An 18,164-nucleotide genomic window follows, 5' to 3' on the forward strand; every position below is an offset into this window, starting at 1 on the left:
GGCAATATAAGCGCTGAAGGCGCGCTCTATATCAGCCTGGGGCAACGCCCCAGGTCTCCGGCATATTGAATGGATCAAGGGCTGAAGGCCCGCTCTATAACTCTCATGCCACGTGGCTCGAAAATTCCGCCTTGGAGAGGAAACCGGCCCCTTTCCCCGAGGGACATGGCCCCAGGGTATGGGCTGAATTTTTCCGATACTCCCTAGGCCAGCGAGTTCCACAATGCGAGGCGGGCGTGCAGCGCCGCCTCAGCTGCGTCTGCGGCTTCCAGCCAGCGTGCCCGATCGTTCCCACACAGCTTGGCCACCATCTTCAGAGCCATCGGTCCGTGTTCGCCGCCATCGACTTCAATGTGGCGGTTCAAATACCAGAGGAAGGGCTCGAGCTTCGGCTGCAGCTCTGGTGCGAGCCGCTCGAGAAAGCCCTGGAACATTTCCGGGATCAGGTCTTCGCGTCCGAAGGTAAACGCCGACGCGATGGTATGCAGCTTTCCGGTCTCAATCAGCGCAAAGGTGTGACGCACGAACGACGCTGCTCCCATGGGAGCAACAGCCGCTACCAGCCCTTTCTGCACACCGCTGCCGCCACGAAGAAGCGCAAGGAAGGCATCGATGGACTGGGTCGAAGCTCCGGCCGAACGCATTGCCAGCAGATAGAGCTCAAAGTGCGACATGTGCTGATGGGCATAGACATCGCTCTCCTCACCGAGAACGATCTGGTTTACGAGATGGCAGGAGACGGGGTCTCGCGAGGGCAGCCAGGGAACCTCGACACATGTAAGACCGCGCTGCAGCGCCTTCAGCAGCGACATGAAATCCCAGACCGCGTAGACGTGCGTCTCCATGAAGCGATGCAGGTCGTTCATGGTGCGGAAGGAGGAGAAGAGAGGATGGGCGGCCAACTCATTGTGCAGCGGCTGAATCCGTTGCTGAAGTTGCGCTAACTGCTCGGCGGCAAAATCTACATTCACGTGGTTAAGCATCGCATGTTATGTCAACTTCTTCTCTGCCACTTTTAGTGCTTCCTCCACGGCCTTGCGGGCTCGCTTCTCGCGGCTCTCCGGGGTGCGGTAGTAGAAGATGCCCAGCAGGTGGTTGCGCCGCTGCACCTTCGTCATCAGCTTCCAACCCCTCTCCGACAGCGGATTCTCACGGAAGAGCATAACCAGGATCGGTGGCGTGATCTGTTCACCCTCCATGGTGAGCATCACGCGCTCAAGGAATCGCTCCGTGCGCTCTTTCAGCGCCTCCGGCGTCTTGGGCTCAGCCATATGGCGCGCAATGTCATGCTTGRCAGAGTCAGAAAACTCGTCGTAAAACTTCTTGAGCGCACGGTCTTTCTTCAGATAGGGCACAAGGGTAGGCGGCACACCGAAGTCACGCTCCTCCAGGTCAGGCTCCATGGTGATGGTTACCACCGAACCCGGCACGGCGTTTGCCCCCTTCTGCATCGCCTTGTTCACCAGGAGAAAGAAACCGCCTCCACCGCCTTTGGGAAAGAGCGAGCTGCGAAAAGCATACCCATTGACATCGCCTCGCACCCGCAGCCGCTTCCGCTCCGGCCAGGCCTTCGACGGGTCAAACGGAAGATACGCGACAACCCATCCCAGATTTCCCTGGAGATGCTCCAGCTTGGCTTTGAAGGTCCTGGGTTTGTTCTTCGACGACGGCATGCAGGCCATTATATGAACGGCTTGCTGGAAGCGTGAGAAAGAAGTTGTACCTCAGCGGCTAAAGCCGCGTTTCTTCCGTAGCCGATACGGGACGGCTGAAGCCGTCCCCTTAAGCAAGGCATTCGCGCGTCGCGCGAACGGAAAAGCAAGTCGCGGAGTGCGCTACAAAATATGTATTGAAATCAGCGGACCCTTCGTCCATCGCGAGATCCAAGACTTGAGGATGCTTTTCGTTTTGCTTAAGGGCACGGCTTCAGCCGTGCCGTATCGGCGTGGCAAATGACGCGGCTTTAGCCGCTGAGGTACCGCTTGCCACGCCAGCCCTGAGCGAAGAATGGAACAACAAAAGCAGATTTCTGCACGACTCTACGAAATGACAAAGCAAAAAGTCGAGCGTTATCGACTCAGCGATAGCCCATGCGCCACCGAAGTGAACTCGTTGCCGGTGCGCAGCTTGCCCTCGCCGATCATGCGATGAAAGATAGCCCGCACCGCGGGGACAAAGCTGGTGCCGCCGGTCAGGAAGACTCGGTCGATCTGCTGCGGCTGCACCCCGGTACTCTCAAGCAGGCTCGCGACCGCCTGCTCGATTGCCTCCAGCTCATCGGCGATCCATCCCTCGAACTCGCTGCGCTTCACCATTGCACGCAGTTCAAGATCGTCGTCCCGGAAGAAGAACTCGGCGGTCTCCTCCAGCGATAACTGCACCTTGGTCCGCTGTACAGCCTGGTGCAACTGGTAACCGAGATCGCGATCGATGAGCGTGATGAGCGCCGTGATCTTCTCTGGCTCGAGCGCGGAGCGTTCTGCCCGCGACAGGATCTCCATGACATTGCGTGTCCGCAAGAACGAGAGATAGTGCCAGCGTTCCAGGTTGGCGAAGATCCAGTTCGGCACAGCGGGCAGCAGCTTCTTCAGCGAGCGAGCCAGCGTATCTGCCCCCAGTGCCGGAGAGACCAGCTTGCGCACGATCTTTGCATCGAAGGCATCACCCGCGAGTCCCAGGCCCGAGGTCCCAAGCATCGATTTACCGCGGTCTGTCTGCGTGCGAAACGATGGCCCCACATGCAACAGCGAAAAGTCCGAGGTGCCGCCACCGAAGTCGCCGATCAGGATCAGTTCGTCATGCTCCAGGGAGGACTCATAGCTATAGGCAGCGCCGATCGGCTCCAGTTGAAAGTGCACCTCTTCGTATCCGGCGAGCTCAAAGGCGTGACGCAGACGCGATTCGGCGAAGGCATCATCCTCCTCCGACTCCGAGCCGACAAAACGTACGGGGCGGCCCGCCGTGACGCTGCGTATGGGATGACCAAACTGCCGCTCGGCTGCGACCCGTACGTCGGTCAGGATGCGTGCGATCAGGTCTTCGAGGGTGTATCTGCGGCCAAAGACCTCGGTGCCGGTCAGCGACCGCGACGGCAGATAGGACTTGAGCGACTGGATCAGGCGCCCTTGCGTCCCCGATGCCTCGTGGTCGGCAGCAAGGTAGTGCTCAATGCCGCGCGGCCCGGTGTAGGAGTGCACCAGCGGACGCCCCTTCTCCCGCACCTGCTCCAGATACAGCAGCGACCGGTACGACGGCGTCTCTCCCGCCGGTGCAGCGAAGTGCGCGAGCGTTACCTCGGCACCGTCTGCACGGGCGATGGAGGTATTGGTTGTGCCAAAGTCGATACCGATGCGAAGCGGACGCATCCGATCATTATTTCGTGAAATGCGGATTGGGTGGGGTAGCTCCGGATTAAGGAGCTAGTTTCCTATTGCCAGAACCGGAAACGAAGAAGCTCGGACCCTAAAAAGAAGTAGTTGGTCGGTTTGATTTCTGAGAGTATGGACGCAGTGCGATGAATATCAGACGGAAAACCTCGGCAGCACTTTATTTCGCGGGAGCAACAATTGTGTTGCTAGTACGTTTAGGATCGCCGCATTTCTCAATAATGGCACCAGTAGACACTGCTTCCATTAGTTATGACATCTTCTCCGCAATTGGCTATTTGGCTGGAATCGGATTAGTTATTTGTGGCTTCAAGAGACTACGGAAGCCCGAGATTTCAAACTGACCCATTCCCGATTTTCAAAACTGATACGCAGGTTGAGGAGATTAGACAAAGGGTTCGCGCCCAGCGCGAATACCCATGTCCTTTAAAGGGACATGGGGTACCCGGTCTTGTGGAAGCTCACGACTTCAATCCTGCCACCAGCTTCTCCATGTGGGAGACGTGGTGCAGGTCGTGGCCGGCGATGGTCGCTAGTTGTACAGAGAAGGGTGTGAACCCGCGCTCTGGATGCGAAGCTCCGCGCTGTTTCTGCTCGTCGGTCACCGTCGAGAGGAACCTCAGGTTCCAGTCACGGAAGGCCTCGTAGAACGCCACTGCGGTCGTATAGTCGTACGCCGCGTAATGCTCGGCCCACTTGTCCTGATCGAAGGGCTGCAGTTCAGGATTGTCGACGGCCAGCGTCTGGCGCAGGCGGAAGCCGAAGGCCATCTCGCAGTCGGCCAGGTGCGCGAAGATCTCGCGGATACTCCACTTGCCCGGCGTGGGCGGCGTGTTGACCTGCTCAGCACTGAGACCTGCGACCAGAGCCTTCAGCTTCGCCGGCGTGGTGGCCAGCACGGTTGCGGGATCGTTATCTCCGAGGGCGGCAGCATAAGGATTAGGAGCCATGGGGGAAGCATAGAGCATTTTCCCTGTAGGCGTAGCGCAGGGATTCCGCATCTATGGGCATTTTCCGCAATGAAAATGCCGTCACACGCCTCTTCCGGAATACCCGGTAACAGGGAAAATGCGGTAGCTGGTGACAACGATGATTGAATAAGAAATATGGCCAACATCGCCGGCAGCGAACAACAGACGTCGATTCGCCTGCCATGGAAGATCTTCTGGGTGGGACTCATCGTCCGCGTCCTCTACATGACCCTGGCCCACACCTACCGCATCCGTCTTTTTGAAGACCACTTTCAGTTCGGGTGGGAGGCCGGACGCGTCGCGCGTGCTCTGGTTACTGGCTACGGCTATGCCGATCCCTTCCAGGGACATACTGGTCCCACCGCATGGCTGCCTCCGCTTTATACCTTCCTCATCGCCGCGTCGTTCAAGCTCTTCGGTATCTATAGTCCGCTGTCGGCATGGTTCATCCTCACGATCAACAGCTTGTTCTCTGCCTTGACGGYGCTCGCTGTCTACGAGATCGGTTACCGCTGCTTCAACCCGAGGGTCGCTCTGTGGTCCGCATGGTTGTGGGCTCTGTACCCCGCAGCCATGCAGTTCGCTGTGAAGTGGGTTTGGGAGATGACCCTCACCTGCTGCCTTTTCACCTGGATCTTCGTGCTCGCCCTGCGCATGCGCGAAAACGGCGGCGGCACATGGCGGCAATGGACCATCTTCGGCATCTTGGGTGGCCTGCTGGCGTTGACCAACGCCACCCCCACGGTCTTTCTCCCGGTAGCGGCGCTGTGGGTGCTTTGGGGTGTTCCCGGACATCGGCTACAGGCGTTCAAACGCGCCGTCGTTGCCGGTGTTGTTGCAGGTTCCCTGCTGGCTCCATGGGTGATTCGCAATTACCTGGTCCTGCACGCCTTCATCCCTATCCGCAGCAACTTCGGGGCGGAGAACTATATGGGGAACTCTTCCTGGTCCGTTGGTTTCCCCTGGGGCACGACTGTTCCACTCGAAAACACACGCATCATCGACGAGTACCGCGCCAAAGGCGAAGTGCAATGGGTAAGAGACCGCGGCGCGCTGGCTGAGGAGTGGATTCACACCCATCGCCCCGAATTCTGGAAACTAAGCGCACTGCGTGCCTACATGTTCTGGGCGGGCGTGCCCCAACCGGTCATTCCGCACAAGGAATACGTCGAGTACGGCCGTGAGTTGAACTTCACCTTCGGAACCGTGGTGGGTGTGCTGGGATTGCTGCTGGCGATCAAGCAACGGCGCAAGGCAGCCTGGCTAATGACGCTGGCGTTCCTGATCTACCCGCTACCGTATTACTTCGTGACCGTGCAGGCGAGGTTCCGGCACATTCTGGAGCCGCTGATCATGGTGCTGGCGGTAAACCTGTTCCAGAGCGCGGAGAAGCGGAAGCCGGTGTTCTGAGGAGCCGTACAGTTGCACCATTTGCAGTGCAGCGTTTATGTGCTTAACACAGAAAGCCCGGCACGCTGCGCGCCTGCCGGGCGACTGAAACTTATTCTTTTGAAACGGCTTAGGCCTTGACGACCTTACCGGACTTGATGCAGCTGGTGCACACGCGGATGCGCTTGCTGGCGCCGTTCACCACAGCCTTCACGGCCTGCAGGTTTACGTTCCAGCGGCGGCGGGTAACGTTGTGCGCGTGCGAAATGTTGTTACCAAACTGCGGTCCCTTGCCGCAAAACTCACAGGTCTGTGCCATGACAAATCTCCAGGTCGTCTCCCGACAATCAGGTTTGACGAAGGTGTTTTCGCGCAGTGGGAGGGCGTTTCGCCTCGCTTTGGGCCGCCAGGCCACCAGAACGGGGCCGCGGGCTTGCTGCGGAAGTTAAAGAATACCGTATTTTTGGCCTCCGGGCAATCAAGAGGACAGCCATACGGAGCAGCCCGTATGCTTATCCCCAACAGGAGAAAGCACAACGCATGAAAGCCCTGATGCTTGAGGCGTACGAACATCTGCAGGTCATCGATATGCCCGTCCCGGCCGTTGCCGCCGACGAGGTTCTGATCAAGGTCGCCGCCTGCGGCATCTGCGGAAGCGATGTTCACGGCTACGATGGCGGTTCCGGCCGCCGGATTCCACCCATCGTCATGGGCCACGAGGCCGCAGGCATCATCGCCGCGGTCGGCTCTGAAGTACAGGGCTACAAGGCCGGCGATCGCGTCACCTTCGACTCCACCGTTTACTGCGGTAAGTGCGAGTTCTGCAAACGGGGCGAGGTCAACCTCTGCGACAACCGCCAGGTGATGGGCGTCTCCTGCGGAGACTATCGCCGCCATGGAGCCTTTGCCGAGTTCGTTGCCGTGCCCGAGCGCATCCTCTATCAGTTGCCGGAAAACTTCCCCTTCGAAGAGGCTGCCATGTTGGAGGCCGTCGCCGTTGCGCTGCATGGCGTGCGTGTCTCGCAACTGAAGCCGGGTGACTCTGCCCTGGTGATCGGTGCCGGCATGATTGGCCTGCTGACTGCCCAGGCCGCGCGCGCTGCCGGAGCACGCTCCGTTACTATCGCCGACGTCGATGCTGCTCGCCTGCAGATGGCTGTCGATGTCGGTATTCCGGACACGCTGCATCTTTCGGGCAACGACCTGGTCGCCGAGATCCTGCGCCGGACCAGCAATCTCGGCATGGATGTCGTCCTCGAAGCCGTCGGCCGTGCGGAGACTGTCGTTGCTTCTATCGAATGCGTACGCCGCGGCGGTACGGTCGGCCTGATCGGCAATATTCAGCCTGAGGTTCCGTTGCCGTTGCAGCGCGTGGTCACGCGTGAGGTCCGGCTGCAGGGTTCTTGCTCCTCCGCAGGTGAGTACGTCGAAGCCATTCGCCTGATGTCCGAAGGCGCCATCACGGTAAAGCCCCTGATCTCCGCCGTCAGCACGCTGGAAGAGGCTGCCGACTGGTTTGCGCGTCTGCATGCGCGTGAGGCGGGTCTGCTCAAGGTTGTCGTTGCACCCGGTAAGGAGAACTAAGCGTTGAGCGAGAACCTCTTCGATCTGACAGGACAGGTAGCCGTTGTTACCGGGGCATCGCGCGGCCTGGGACAGTACTTCTCTCGCGCCCTCGGACGTGCGGGCGCAAAGCTGATCGTCACCAGCCGCAAGGCCGGCGACTGCGACGCCTTCGTGGAAGAGCTCGCCGGCATGGGTGTCACGGCTCACGCGTTAACTCTCGACGTGCGCGACGAGAAGAGCATCACCGCCTTCGGCCCGGCTGCCGATGCCGTCTACGGCAGGGTCGACATCCTGGTGAACAACGCCGGATGCAACATCCGGAAGCCGGCGCTTGAGGTCACCTGGGAGGACTGGAACACCATCCTCGACACCAACCTGCGTGGAGCCTTCTTTGTCGCACAGACCATCGCACGTGGCATGATCGCCCGAGGCTACGGACGCATCATCAATATCGGCTCGGTCACCAGCGTGCGTGGATCGGCAGGTCTTGGACCCTATGGCGCCAGCCGCGGCGGCATTAAGCAGTTGACGATGAGCCTTGCGGATGACTGGGGAGAGCACGGTGTGACGGTCAACGTGCTGGCTCCGGGATGGTTCAAGACCAGCCAGAACCGCGTGATGTATGAAGATGAGGGCTGGGTACAGTATCTGGTCGAGCGCATCCCGCTCAAACGTCCGGGAGCTCCGAATGACCTGGACGGTGCGGTGGTCTTCCTGGCCAGCGAGGCTTCCCGATACGTGACCGGGCAGACGATCCTGATCGATGGCGGTATTTCGGTGGGTGCGACACGAGCTTTGGTAAAGAAGAGTTAAGGCGGGATCTACACGCTGGGTGCCCCGGGTCCCGCTTCTGGGACCTGGGTATCGCGCTAAGCGCCACCGCCTTTGAACTTGGAACCGCGAGTGCGGAAAAGCAGATTTCTCCGCTTCTACTGGTCGACCACCCCAACCAGCAAGCTGGTCGGGGACCCCGGCCCTACAAAATGACAAACAAAAAGCGGTTCGAGCTTCGCTCGAATTTCCCACATAAGCTTCGCGTATCCACCCCAACGAACTTCGTTCGCTGGGGACCCCGGTATGTGGGGCACCCGGCCTGTTCTACGCCTCTAACGCCCGCCGGACATCGATGGGCTGAATCCGCCCAAGCAGGAAGGCGTACGACAACACGCCGATCACCAGGTACGCCGCGGCGATCCCGAAGGCCCAGGTGAAGTTATGTGTCGCCTGCACGGTATATCCGGTCAGGATCGGCGCCGCAATGGCAGAGAGCTGGTTCGAAAAGTTCATGATGCCGCCCACCTTGCCGGTGCTTGTATTCGGCACCAGCAGCGAGGGCAGGCTCCAGCAGATGGGTGATGCCGCGGAGAGACCTCCGATCGCAATCGAGATGGGCACCAGCGCCGAGACAACATCGTGGGCAAAGGCCGCGCCGATCAATCCCAGTCCACAGGTTGTCCCGATCAACAGAACTGAACGCCGCACCGTGCTCGCATCTTTGCCGCGACGGATCAGAAAGTCGACCAGCACACCGCCGATGAAGAAGCCGCAGGCCGTGGCGATCAGCCAGGGCGCAGAGGTGAAGAGGAACGACTGCCGCAGCGAGATATGCAGTGTCTCTGCAAGATAGGTCGGCAGCCACGTCAACAACAGATAGAAGACGTAGTTGTACGACCCCGCGCCGATTGCCAGACCGATCACTTTGCGCTCGCGTAACAGGTGGGTCAGCGGAATCGGCGGAGCCAGAATCGCAGCCGCATCCTCTGTCTCGGAACTCGGATGGAGTACGTTTCGCATGGTGAAGCGATCCGGTTCGCGGTAGAGCAGCGCAAACAGCCCGAGATACCCAAACGAAAGCGCCGCCGTAAAACCAAAGGACATTCGCCAGCCGACGCGTAACAGCAAGAGCCCGAGCAAGGGCACACCGATCCCGTTGGCCAGCTTTGCTGCGCTGTCAAAGATCGCCGTCGCCAGCGACCGTTCATGCTGCGGGAACCATGCACCGACAGCTTTCGCATTCGCCGGAAAGGTGGGAGCTTCACCAATACCCAGCAGCAGCCGCGCCGCGAAGAACAGCAGCACGCCGGGTGCAAATGCGGCCGCAATCGAAGCAATGCCCCAGATGGCAATCGAGTAGAGCGAGACCTTACGCACGCCGAAGGCATCGAGTATTACCCCGGTGGGTAACTGACACGCGGCATAGGTCCACGAATACGCCGCTGAGAGCTGGCCAAAAACCGATGGCGTAATTCCAAAAGTCTGCACCAGAGCATCGTGCGAGACCGAAAGATTGACACGGTCGAAGTAGTTCACCAGGACGCCGACGCCAAGCAGTATTCCAACGGTCCAGCGATACGACGCAGCATTGCTGTTTTCAATTTTCATCGGGCATCGCGACTCTATCACGCCAAAGCTACAGCTTGCTTACTGCCTGGATCACCGCTCTCCGGTGTAATGCCGAATTCGGCCATGCGTTCTCCCATGCATCACCCATGCGGCGGAACGTCGCATAATCGAGGAGATGGCGATGGAGCACGAACACTACGGCAGCAGTCACCAGGGCGCGAAGTCGTCCCCTTTCAACATCGTCAGTCAGCCGGCGCAGAAAGATCCGGTCTGCGGCATGATGGTGAATCCGGCCACCGCTCCTGCGAAGGCAGAGCACCAGGGCAAGACCTATTACTTCTGCTGCCCGAACTGTGCTGCAAAGTTCAAGGCCGATCCGGAGAAGTATTTGAACCCAAAGCCCGCGGCTCCTCCGACCGCTGCTGAGACCTCGGCGGAATACATCTGCCCCATGGACCCCGAGGTTAGCCAAAAGGGACCTGGCAGTTGCCCGAAGTGCGGCATGGCGCTTGAGCCGGCAGTGCCTGTAGCTCTCACACGCACCGAGTACACCTGCCCCATGCATCCGGAGGTGGTGAGTGACCATCCCGGTAACTGCCCCAAGTGCGGCATGGCGTTGGAACCCCGGACGATCGAAGTTGAAGAGCAGGAAAACCCTGAGCTCACTGACATGCGCCGCCGCTTCTGGATCTGCGCGATCCTCACGGCTCCGGTCTTTGTGGCCGCCATGAGCGGCATGCGCGCGGAGCATCTTTTCGGTGGGCGTACGCTTCACTGGCTGGAGATGGCGCTCAGTACACCGGTCGTGCTGTGGGGAGGATGGCCCTTCTTCGAACGGGCGGCGCAGTCCGTCCGCACACGCAACCTGAACATGTTTACGCTCATTGGCCTTGGGGTCGCTGCTGCCTATGGCTATAGTGTGGCCGCGCTCTTCTTCCCAGATCTCTTCCCTGCTGCCTTTCGCGATGAGATGGGAGAGGCGCCGGTGTACTTTGAAGCCGCCGCTGTCATCGTGGTGCTGGTGCTGCTGGGTCAGGTGCTTGAGCTGAAGGCGCGTGCGCGCACCGGAGAGGCGATCCGCAGTCTGCTTGGCCTTGCGGCGAAGTCGGCGCGGCGCATCAAGACAGACGGAACCGAAGAGGATGTTCCACTCGACATGGTTCACGCCGGCGATCTTCTCCGCGTTCGTCCCGGCGAAAAGATTCCCGCCGATGGCGTGGTCACGGAAGGTGCAAGCTCTGTCGACGAGTCGATGATGACGGGCGAGCCCATACCGGCAGAGAAGCATGCAGGCGACCGCGTGACCGGAGCTACAGTCAACGGTACGGGAACGCTGGTGTTGCGTGCCGAGCGCGTTGGTCGCGAGAGTCTGCTCTCCCAGATCGTGCAGATGGTCGCCGAGGCACAGCGCAGCCGCGCCCCGATTCAGCGTCTTGCCGACCAGGTCGCCGGCTACTTTGTTCCCGCCGTCATCCTTGCCGCTGTACTCGCTGCCGTTGCGTGGGCTCTCGTGGGACCCCAACCGCGGCTGGCGCATGCACTCGTCTCTGCTGTCGCCGTCGTGATGATCGCCTGCCCCTGCGCTCTGGGACTGGCGACGCCGATGTCCATCATGGTCGCCAGCGGCAAGGCCGCACACATCGGTGTGCTCTTCCGCAATGCTGAAGCGATCGAGACACTGCGCAAGGTCGACACCCTGGTTCTCGACAAGACCGGCACACTTACCGAGGGCAAACCGCGCGTTACCGCGATCAGGACCTATGGCATAGAGGAAGCTCGTCTGCTGCGGCTGGCGGCCAGCCTGGAGAACGCCAGCGAGCATCCACTGGCAGCCGCGATCGTTGCCGCGGCCAAAGAACGCGGCCTTAGCTTGCTGCCCGTCACGAACTTCTCCTCGATCACCGGTAAAGGCGTTCGCGGCCATGTCGACAATGCCACCATCGCACTCGGCAACACCGCCCTGATGCAGGAGCTGGGAATCGATACCTCTTCCACTGAAGCCGACAAGCTGCGCCGCGAAGGGCAGACGGTCGTATTCCTGGCGCAGGACAACATATTGCTTGGCACTCTCGCTGTCGCGGATCCCATCAAAGCCACTGCCCGCGAGGCCTTACGCCAACTGCACAACGAGGGTCTTGCGATTGTGATGCTGACCGGCGACAGCCGAGCGACGGCAGAGGCCGTGGCCTCACAGCTGGGAATTGACCAGGTCATTGCCGAGGTATTGCCCGCCGGCAAGCGCGAGGCGATTGAGAAACTGCAGCAGGCGGGGCATGTTGTCGCTATGGCAGGCGACGGCGTCAACGATGCGGTCGCCCTGGCAAAGGCCGATGTCGGCATCGCCATGGGAACCGGCACCGACGTCGCCATGCAGACGGCGGGAGTCACGCTTGTGAAGGGCGATCTCAACGGCATCCTGCGTGCCTACCGGCTCAGTGAAGCAACCATGAGCAATATCCGGCAGAACCTGTTCTTTGCCTTTATTTACAACGCGTTGGGCGTACCGGTTGCCGCGGGAGCACTGTATCCCATCTTTGGCATTGTGTTGAGCCCGATGATTGCTGCGGCGGCGATGAGCTTCAGTTCGGTGTCGGTGATTGCGAATGCGTTGCGGCTGCGGATGGCGAAGATTTAGGGTTTATCGACAGATTCGGATCCCGTACTCTGGGTGCCCCATCCATCGCTTCGCGATGGGTGGGACGTTCGAGCGAAGCTCGAATAAAGTAGGAGCCGTGCAGTTCATAGCCGCCATCCCTCGAACTATCTCTCACCTGATAAATCTGTCGATACAGCAGAAACTTGATTCGCGCAACGCGCGAATCTCCCACCCATCGCGTTGCGATGGATGGGGCACCCAGGGTCTAGGCTACTCAGAGCGCTGCTTTCACTTTCTTCGGCAGCTTCTCGAAGACGCGGTTATGAGCCTGGCGCAGCAGGTCTTCCAGCTCGGCCTTGCGGAAGACGTTCCAGCCTGCCAGAGCAATCCACTTTGCCCGTGCCAGGTAAGGCGCGGGTAACACTCCTTCAATCTCCAGCAGCTCGTGAAACCGCTCCGGATCGGCGGCGAAGCTGAAGACCACCGGCTGCCGGCCCAGGCGGGACTCGTCGTCCAGATTGATCAGGGCGAACATCTTTCCGCCTTTGGTCTTATCGCCCACCCAGAAGACGAGGTTGTCGCCCCACTGGCGGGTCTCCGCGACGTGAGGCAGGGAGCGCAGGAACTTACGGACACCTTCGACATCCATGCCCGCAAGTATCCCACGCCCGCCTTCTATACTTGAAGGTGCGACATCATGACCTTTCCATTACTGCAGGAACAGCTTGACCTCATCACCAAGGGCGCGGCGGAGATCATTCCGCTGGAGGACCTGGCCAAACGCATCGAGAAGTCGATCGCGACCGGTACCCCTATGCGCATCAAAGCCGGCTTCGACCCTACGGCGCCCGATCTGCACCTTGGCCACACCGTGCTGATGCGCAAGCTGAAGCACTTCCAGACCCTGGGCCATACCGTCATCTTCCTGATCGGTGACTCGACCGCCCTGATCGGCGATCCCACCGGTAAGAGCCAGACGCGCAAGCCGCTCACGCGCGAAGAGATCGACGCCAACGCCGAGACCTATAAAGAACAGGTCTTCAGGATTCTGGACGCGGACAAGACCGAGGTCCGCTACAACTCGGAGTGGCTCGACCAGCTTGGCTACGCCGGCATTGTCAAGTTGGCAGCGCAGTTTACCGTCTCGCAGATGCTGGAGCGCGAAGACTTCCATAAGCGCTTCCAGGAGGAGCAGCCCATTCACGTCCACGAGCTGCTGTACCCCATGGCGCAAGGCTATGACTCGGTTGCACTGAAGTGTGATGTCGAGCTGGGCGGCACGGATCAGAAATTCAACCTGATGCGCGGCCGCGACCTGCAACGCACTCACGGACAGGCTCCGCAGATCATCCTGATGACGCCCATCCTCGAAGGCCTCGACGGCGTGCAGAAGATGTCGAAGTCGCTCGGCAATGCCATCGGCATCAAGGAGCCGGCGGGTGAGATGTACGGCAAGCTGATGAGCATCTCCGATGAGCTGATGTGGCGGTACTGGGTCTTCCTCACCGACCTGCCGCAGTCTGCCATCGACCAGATGCGCGCCGATGTCGCTTCAGGGGCGCTTCATCCCATGCAGGCGAAGAAGAACCTGGCACGCACCATCACGGCCGGCTTCCACTCAGAAGCGGAAGCGGTACACGCCGAGGAGAACTGGGCGCGCACCTTCCAGCAGAAGGCCATCGCGGACGACCTGGAGGAGGTACAGATCTCTCCGGAAGCGCTCGCCATCACGGACTCCAGCGTGCGCGTCGCGAAGCTTCTCGTCGCTCTGGGTCTCGCCGCTTCTGCTGGAGAAGCGACGCGAAAGGTTGCCGAGGGCGCTGTGCGGATCGACGGCAATGTCCATAAGGATGCCTTCCTTACGGTCACCGAATTGCCCGCACGTATCCCCGTGCGGCTTGGAAAGCGCGCGAAGCTCGCAGTGATCGCCTGACTGTGACTATTCCGCAACCCGGGAGCCCCGCTTTAGACGGATCCCGGGTTGCCTTCTTCTCCCGATATAGCCCAATATAATCAGCAGCTTGCACGCATCCTGTAAACCAGCCGCGACAAAGATGCATCCAACTGGGTCAGCAAGCTCAAGGAGGAACCCGTCCTGATGGGTACCCGATCGATTGCTGCTGTTGCAGCGCTGACTATTTTTGCTTTTCCTGCTTTTGCACAACAGGACACCGCCGCCCAGAACCTGGCGCGCCAGGTCATGCAGACGGAGATCGTCGCCGACCACGCYGACCATACACGGTGGCAGTACCGTTCGCACTATCAGAAGCCCGGCGAAGATGCCCTCTTCTACGTCATTGAGACGGATAGCGGAGCGATAAAGAAGAAGATCCGTACCGATGGCCGGCCCTTGACCCCAGCCGAACTCGCCACAGAAGACCGTAAGATCACCGATTTCGTCTCCAGCCCCAGCGAACAGGAGAAGCAGCGCAAGAGCGGCCGCGAGGACGATAAGCGTGCCGAAGAGATGCTGCGCATGATGCCGGATGCCTTCTACTGGTCAGTAAAGTCCGATAGTCCAGAGGCGACTACTCTCGCTTTYGTTCCCAATCCGAACTTCACGCCGCCCTCGATGGAATCCCGTGTCTTCGCCGCCATGTCCGGCGAGATCGTCCTGGATAAGGCACAACATCGTCTGAAGCTGATGCACGGCACCCTCACCAATGACGTCACCTTCGGCTGGGGTCTCTTTGGCCGTATCGAGAAATACATGCTCACTCGATAGAGCATTTTCCGGGATACCCAGCAACAGGGAAAATGCTCTAAAGGGCGCGGTCACCTCCGCGCCCTTTATGCTTGAGGGGACGATGGCAGGCCGAAACTATCCCCAGACCGACCGCGAGCTCCTCCGGCTGATCGAACGCTCTCCCGGCGGACGCGCAGGCTATAAGCAACTCATCCGTGAGCTCGGCCTCGGCGGAGGCCGCGAACGCCGTCTGCTACTCGAACACCTTGCCCGCATGACGGCGAGCGGCGCGCTGCAGAAGGTCGATCACGATCAGTGGGCGGTGCCGAAGCCGAACGACCGCGGGACGCCTGGCGGAGCGACCTCCACCAGGCGCGGCAGGTATCCCACTGCCGCATCGTTCAATCGCGACAATCTCGTCTCCGGCAAGCTCGACCTGCATCGTGACGGCTTCGGTTTTGTTCGGGTACCCGGTGAGGACGACATCTTCATCCCTCCGCCGGAGATCAACGGAGCCATGCAGGGCGACCAGGTGCTGGTGGAGGTTGGCCCACCGCAACGCGACGGCCGTCGGTCCGGACGTATCGCCCGCGTGCTCAATCGCAAGCACCCAACGATTGTCGGCATCTTCCACTACGCCCGTCCGCAGAAGCGTCACGACTCTCCGCTGGTGCGTGGCAACTATGTCACACCGCTCGATGAGCGCATGACGCAGCCGATCCTCATCCCTGACGGGTTGGAGGTCCCTCTGCAAAAAGAGGGCTCGCCACATCGTGTGCTGGGAGAAGAAGCACGCGCACAGCTTGAGGAAGACTGGCGCAACCTCGAAGGCATGGCTGTCGATGTGGAGATCACCGACTTCCCCACGACTGCCCGTCCGGCAACCGGCCGCATCATCGAGGTGCTGGGCGACAAAGACGCCTTCGGTGTCGACGTCGAGATCATTATCCGCAAGCATCATCTGCCGCACGTCTTCCCTGACGACGTCCTCGAAGAGGCGCGCGCGCAGGCGGCAGAGCTCAATGGAGCGTACATTCACGAGCTCGAATCGACACCCTGGAATGGATTCGGAACGCACCCCAGGGAGAGCGGCCGCATCGACTTCCGCAGCTTCCCGATCGTCACCATCGACGGCGAAACTGCAAAGGACTTCGACGACGCCGTACACGCCCGCCTTCTGCCCAGCGGCAACTGGGAGTTGCAGGTCCACATCGCGGACGTGGCTGAGTATGTCCTGCCTGGAGGCGCACTCGATCTTGAAGCGCGCCTGCGCGGCACCAGTGTTTACTTTCCTGACCGGGCCATTCCAATGCTGCCGCAGGAGCTCTCCAGCGATATGTGCTCGCTGCGGCCGCACGAGAATCGGCTGGTTCTCTCCTGCGTCATGGAGATCGACCAGCGTGGCGAGGTACTGCGCTACCAGGTGATGGAAGGCATCATCCGCTCCGCACAGCGCATGACCTACACCAACGTGCAGCGTGTGCTCGATGACGACGCCAATGCTCTGCGCGAGTTCGCCGACCTGGTGCCCGAGTTCAAGCGCATGGAGGTGCTCTCGCGCCTTCTGAATCGTAAACGCGTACGGCGTGGCTCCATCGACTTCGATCTTCCTGAGCCTGTGGTGCAGTTCAACGAAGCCGGCGAGATGCAAGGGATCGTGCGGTCCGAACGCATCTGGGCGCATCGCCTGATCGAAGAGTTCATGCTTTCAGCCAATGAGTGCGTGGCTACCTGGATTGAGTCACAGGGCGTGCCGGGCATCTACCGTATTCACGAACCTCCTGATGCGCGGCGCGTTGTCGAGTTCGAAGAGACGGCGGCCGGCTTCGGCTACTCACTCGGCATCGGCAATCTGCCGGTACGCAAGATCCAGACACGCGGAGACCGGCGCGATGCACGCGGCAGCGGACGCGCCGCCAAGACGCACGAGGTCACCGAAGCGATTCCGGTGACGCCGCGCATGTACCAGATGCTGACCGAGCGCATTGCGGGCAAGCCCGAGGAACGCATCCTCGCCTACCTTATGCTGCGTTCACTGAAGCAGGCTGTCTACTCCGAACAGAACGAAGGCCACTTCGCGCTGGCCTCGCCGACTTATACGCACTTCACCTCGCCGATCCGCCGTTATCCAGACCTGATCGTGCATCGCATTGTCAAAGACCTGCTCCAGAGCGGAGCCAATCCCATGGGCAGCGCCGTGCTGAGCGACAAGCCGGCGCCGTGGGGCAATGCCCGTTTCACGAAGCATGCTGCCGATCTGGAAGGCCCCATCATGGCCAGCGAGTTGGCCTCCATCGCGCAGGAGTCGAGCGAGCGTGAACGCGGCTCCGAAGATGCCGAGCGTGAGCTGATCGAGTGGAAGAAGATCAAGTTCATGCAGGACCGTGTCGGCGAAGACTTCGACGCGATGATCCTGTCGGCCACCAAGTACGGCCTCTTCGTCGAGCTCGATGGTCTTTTCGTGGAGGGCCTGGTCCCGATCGACTCGCTGCGCGACGATCGCTATTACTTCAATGAGGGCTCACGCCGCATCTGTGGAGACCGTAACGGGCGCTGCTATGCCATGGGGCAGAAGGTGCGAGTGCTGCTCGATCGCGTGGACCGCGTGAATCGGCGCCTGCAGTTTGCCATTCTGGAAGACGAGAGCGGTCCATTCGCGCCTGCGGACGGAGAGCGTCCGGCAAAACCCGGTGCCCATCCGTACAAACCGCCGAAGGGCGCGGGGAAGAAGCGGTCGAAGAAGTCGATTCAGCGGGAGAAGAAGGCGAAAAAGAAAAGACGTTAGTTGATGTGAAAGATGAAATTCGCTCGATAGGGACGGGGTTGTCCATTCTCCATCAGCGGGCTGAAGTGCCATGAACGCATGGCGTCATAGCAAGGTCCCCATAGCTCATGTGGACCATCACCGGTCATCGCTTCGATAACCTGGCCATCAGAATCAATGGCAGCCCACAGGCTATACGTCGTTCCCTTTGGATACTTGCTGCCGTCGACCTTGGGCTCAACAATGTTGGTTGCCAACTTCCGCACCTCGGCATCGGTCAGCGGTTCTTTTGGACCCCATTTCCTGGTATCCACGGTGAACGAGAGAACACCCTCCATCTGTTGAGGCACACCATCCTTGAGGTAAGGGCGGAATGTCCATCGCATAATCTGCCGTACGGCGGAGTCGTTTGTACGTTCATTGACGGTGTAGAGCGGTAATACCTCACGGACCTTGCCTGTCC

At 60.2% G+C, this 18,164-nt stretch carries 15 protein-coding genes; 7 read left to right on the forward strand and 8 right to left on the reverse strand.

Annotated features, from left to right (window positions below; genetic code table 11):
- Positions 1 to 203: 203 nt before the first annotated feature.
- The 4 genes from AB4043_RS00775 to AB4043_RS00790 all read right to left on the reverse strand — a co-directional run bounded on the left by AB4043_RS00775 (position 204) and on the right by AB4043_RS00790 (position 4,354).
- The gene (locus AB4043_RS00775; RefSeq protein WP_442300616.1) at positions 204 to 983 is read right to left on the reverse strand and encodes a DUF3050 domain-containing protein; all 780 of its coding nucleotides are present in this window, start codon (positions 981 to 983) and stop codon (positions 204 to 206) included.
- Between the two features lie 6 nt (positions 984 to 989).
- Positions 990 to 1,682, reverse strand: a complete 693-nt coding sequence (locus AB4043_RS00780; protein WP_442306335.1) for a YdeI/OmpD-associated family protein — start codon at positions 1,680 to 1,682, stop codon at positions 990 to 992.
- A gap of 387 nt (positions 1,683 to 2,069) precedes the next feature.
- Positions 2,070 to 3,365 carry an Hsp70 family protein gene (locus AB4043_RS00785; RefSeq protein WP_442300614.1) on the reverse strand — a complete coding sequence of 432 codons (1,296 nt, stop codon included), beginning with the start codon at positions 3,363 to 3,365 and terminating at the stop codon, positions 2,070 to 2,072.
- A gap of 482 nt (positions 3,366 to 3,847) precedes the next feature.
- The gene (locus tag AB4043_RS00790; protein WP_442306336.1) at positions 3,848 to 4,354 is read right to left on the reverse strand and encodes a DinB family protein; all 507 of its coding nucleotides are present in this window, start codon (positions 4,352 to 4,354) and stop codon (positions 3,848 to 3,850) included.
- A 138-nt stretch (positions 4,355 to 4,492) separates the two neighbouring features.
- Here AB4043_RS00790 and AB4043_RS00795 point away from each other — a divergent pair, with 138 nt between their 5' ends.
- On the forward strand, positions 4,493 to 5,767 hold the full coding sequence (locus AB4043_RS00795; RefSeq protein WP_442306337.1) for an ArnT family glycosyltransferase: 1,275 nt from the start codon (positions 4,493 to 4,495) through the stop codon (positions 5,765 to 5,767).
- 109 nt (positions 5,768 to 5,876) lie between these two features.
- Here AB4043_RS00795 and rpmB read toward each other — a convergent pair whose 3' ends face one another.
- Positions 5,877 to 6,065 (reverse strand): 50S ribosomal protein L28, encoded by a 189-nt coding sequence (gene rpmB, locus AB4043_RS00800; RefSeq protein ID WP_147645762.1) that lies wholly within the window; start codon positions 6,063 to 6,065, stop codon positions 5,877 to 5,879.
- A 221-nt stretch (positions 6,066 to 6,286) separates the two neighbouring features.
- On the opposite strand from rpmB, the gene AB4043_RS00805 reads away from it, so the two are divergent.
- The gene (locus AB4043_RS00805; protein WP_442300611.1) at positions 6,287 to 7,330 is read left to right on the forward strand and encodes a galactitol-1-phosphate 5-dehydrogenase; all 1,044 of its coding nucleotides are present in this window, start codon (positions 6,287 to 6,289) and stop codon (positions 7,328 to 7,330) included.
- A 3-nt stretch (positions 7,331 to 7,333) separates the two neighbouring features.
- The gene (locus tag AB4043_RS00810; protein WP_442300610.1) at positions 7,334 to 8,125 is read left to right on the forward strand and encodes an SDR family NAD(P)-dependent oxidoreductase; all 792 of its coding nucleotides are present in this window, start codon (positions 7,334 to 7,336) and stop codon (positions 8,123 to 8,125) included.
- Between the two features lie 285 nt (positions 8,126 to 8,410).
- Here the strand turns inward: AB4043_RS00810 and AB4043_RS00815 are convergent, their stop codons facing one another.
- Positions 8,411 to 9,694, reverse strand: a complete 1,284-nt coding sequence (locus AB4043_RS00815; protein ID WP_442300609.1) for an MFS transporter — start codon at positions 9,692 to 9,694, stop codon at positions 8,411 to 8,413.
- A 142-nt stretch (positions 9,695 to 9,836) separates the two neighbouring features.
- Here AB4043_RS00815 and AB4043_RS00820 point away from each other — a divergent pair, with 142 nt between their 5' ends.
- Positions 9,837 to 12,290, forward strand: coding sequence for a heavy metal translocating P-type ATPase (locus AB4043_RS00820; RefSeq protein WP_442300608.1), 2,454 nt, complete (start codon positions 9,837 to 9,839; stop codon positions 12,288 to 12,290).
- Between the two features lie 235 nt (positions 12,291 to 12,525).
- Here AB4043_RS00820 and AB4043_RS00825 read toward each other — a convergent pair whose 3' ends face one another.
- Positions 12,526 to 12,900: an MmcQ/YjbR family DNA-binding protein gene (locus tag AB4043_RS00825; RefSeq protein WP_442300607.1), complete on the reverse strand. Its 375-nt coding sequence runs from the start codon at positions 12,898 to 12,900 to the stop codon at positions 12,526 to 12,528.
- 48 nt (positions 12,901 to 12,948) lie between these two features.
- Here AB4043_RS00825 and tyrS point away from each other — a divergent pair, with 48 nt between their 5' ends.
- The 3 genes from tyrS to AB4043_RS00840 all read left to right on the forward strand — a co-directional run bounded on the left by tyrS (position 12,949) and on the right by AB4043_RS00840 (position 17,722).
- The gene (gene tyrS, locus AB4043_RS00830) at positions 12,949 to 14,184 is read left to right on the forward strand and encodes a tyrosine--tRNA ligase (protein ID WP_442300606.1); all 1,236 of its coding nucleotides are present in this window, start codon (positions 12,949 to 12,951) and stop codon (positions 14,182 to 14,184) included.
- Between the two features lie 165 nt (positions 14,185 to 14,349).
- On the forward strand, positions 14,350 to 14,976 hold the full coding sequence (locus AB4043_RS00835; RefSeq protein WP_442306338.1) for a hypothetical protein: 627 nt from the start codon (positions 14,350 to 14,352) through the stop codon (positions 14,974 to 14,976).
- Positions 14,977 to 15,058: 82 nt separating this feature from the next.
- Positions 15,059 to 17,722, forward strand: coding sequence for a ribonuclease R family protein (locus AB4043_RS00840; RefSeq protein WP_442300604.1), 2,664 nt, complete (start codon positions 15,059 to 15,061; stop codon positions 17,720 to 17,722).
- Here AB4043_RS00840 and AB4043_RS00845 read toward each other — a convergent pair.
- Positions 17,719 to 18,164: hypothetical protein (locus AB4043_RS00845; RefSeq protein WP_442306339.1), on the reverse strand; the 446-nt coding region annotated here is incomplete at its 5' end. The two genes, AB4043_RS00840 and AB4043_RS00845, sit on opposite strands and share 4 nt — an antisense overlap.

Origin of the sequence: Terriglobus sp. YAF25 (genome assembly GCF_052113305.1) — a bacterium.
In the GTDB taxonomy this organism is placed as follows: domain Bacteria; phylum Acidobacteriota; class Terriglobia; order Terriglobales; family Acidobacteriaceae; genus Terriglobus.

Coding starts and splice junctions, on each gene's coding strand:
- rpmB (WP_147645762.1), bottom strand. CDS start 6,065: ATGGCACAGACCTGTGAGTTTTGCGGCAAGGGACCGCAGTTTGGTAAC.
- AB4043_RS00815 (WP_442300609.1), bottom strand. CDS start 9,694: ATGAAAATTGAAAACAGCAATGCTGCGTCGTATCGCTGGACCGTTGGA.
- AB4043_RS00790 (WP_442306336.1), bottom strand. CDS start 4,354: ATGCTCTATGCTTCCCCCATGGCTCCTAATCCTTATGCTGCCGCCCTC.
- AB4043_RS00820 (WP_442300608.1), top strand. CDS start 9,837: ATGGAGCACGAACACTACGGCAGCAGTCACCAGGGCGCGAAGTCGTCC.
- AB4043_RS00805 (WP_442300611.1), top strand. CDS start 6,287: ATGAAAGCCCTGATGCTTGAGGCGTACGAACATCTGCAGGTCATCGAT.
- AB4043_RS00840 (WP_442300604.1), top strand. CDS start 15,059: ATGGCAGGCCGAAACTATCCCCAGACCGACCGCGAGCTCCTCCGGCTG.
- AB4043_RS00775 (WP_442300616.1), bottom strand. CDS start 983: ATGCTTAACCACGTGAATGTAGATTTTGCCGCCGAGCAGTTAGCGCAA.
- AB4043_RS00785 (WP_442300614.1), bottom strand. CDS start 3,365: ATGCGTCCGCTTCGCATCGGTATCGACTTTGGCACAACCAATACCTCC.
- tyrS (WP_442300606.1), top strand. CDS start 12,949: ATGACCTTTCCATTACTGCAGGAACAGCTTGACCTCATCACCAAGGGC.
- AB4043_RS00825 (WP_442300607.1), bottom strand. CDS start 12,900: ATGGATGTCGAAGGTGTCCGTAAGTTCCTGCGCTCCCTGCCTCACGTC.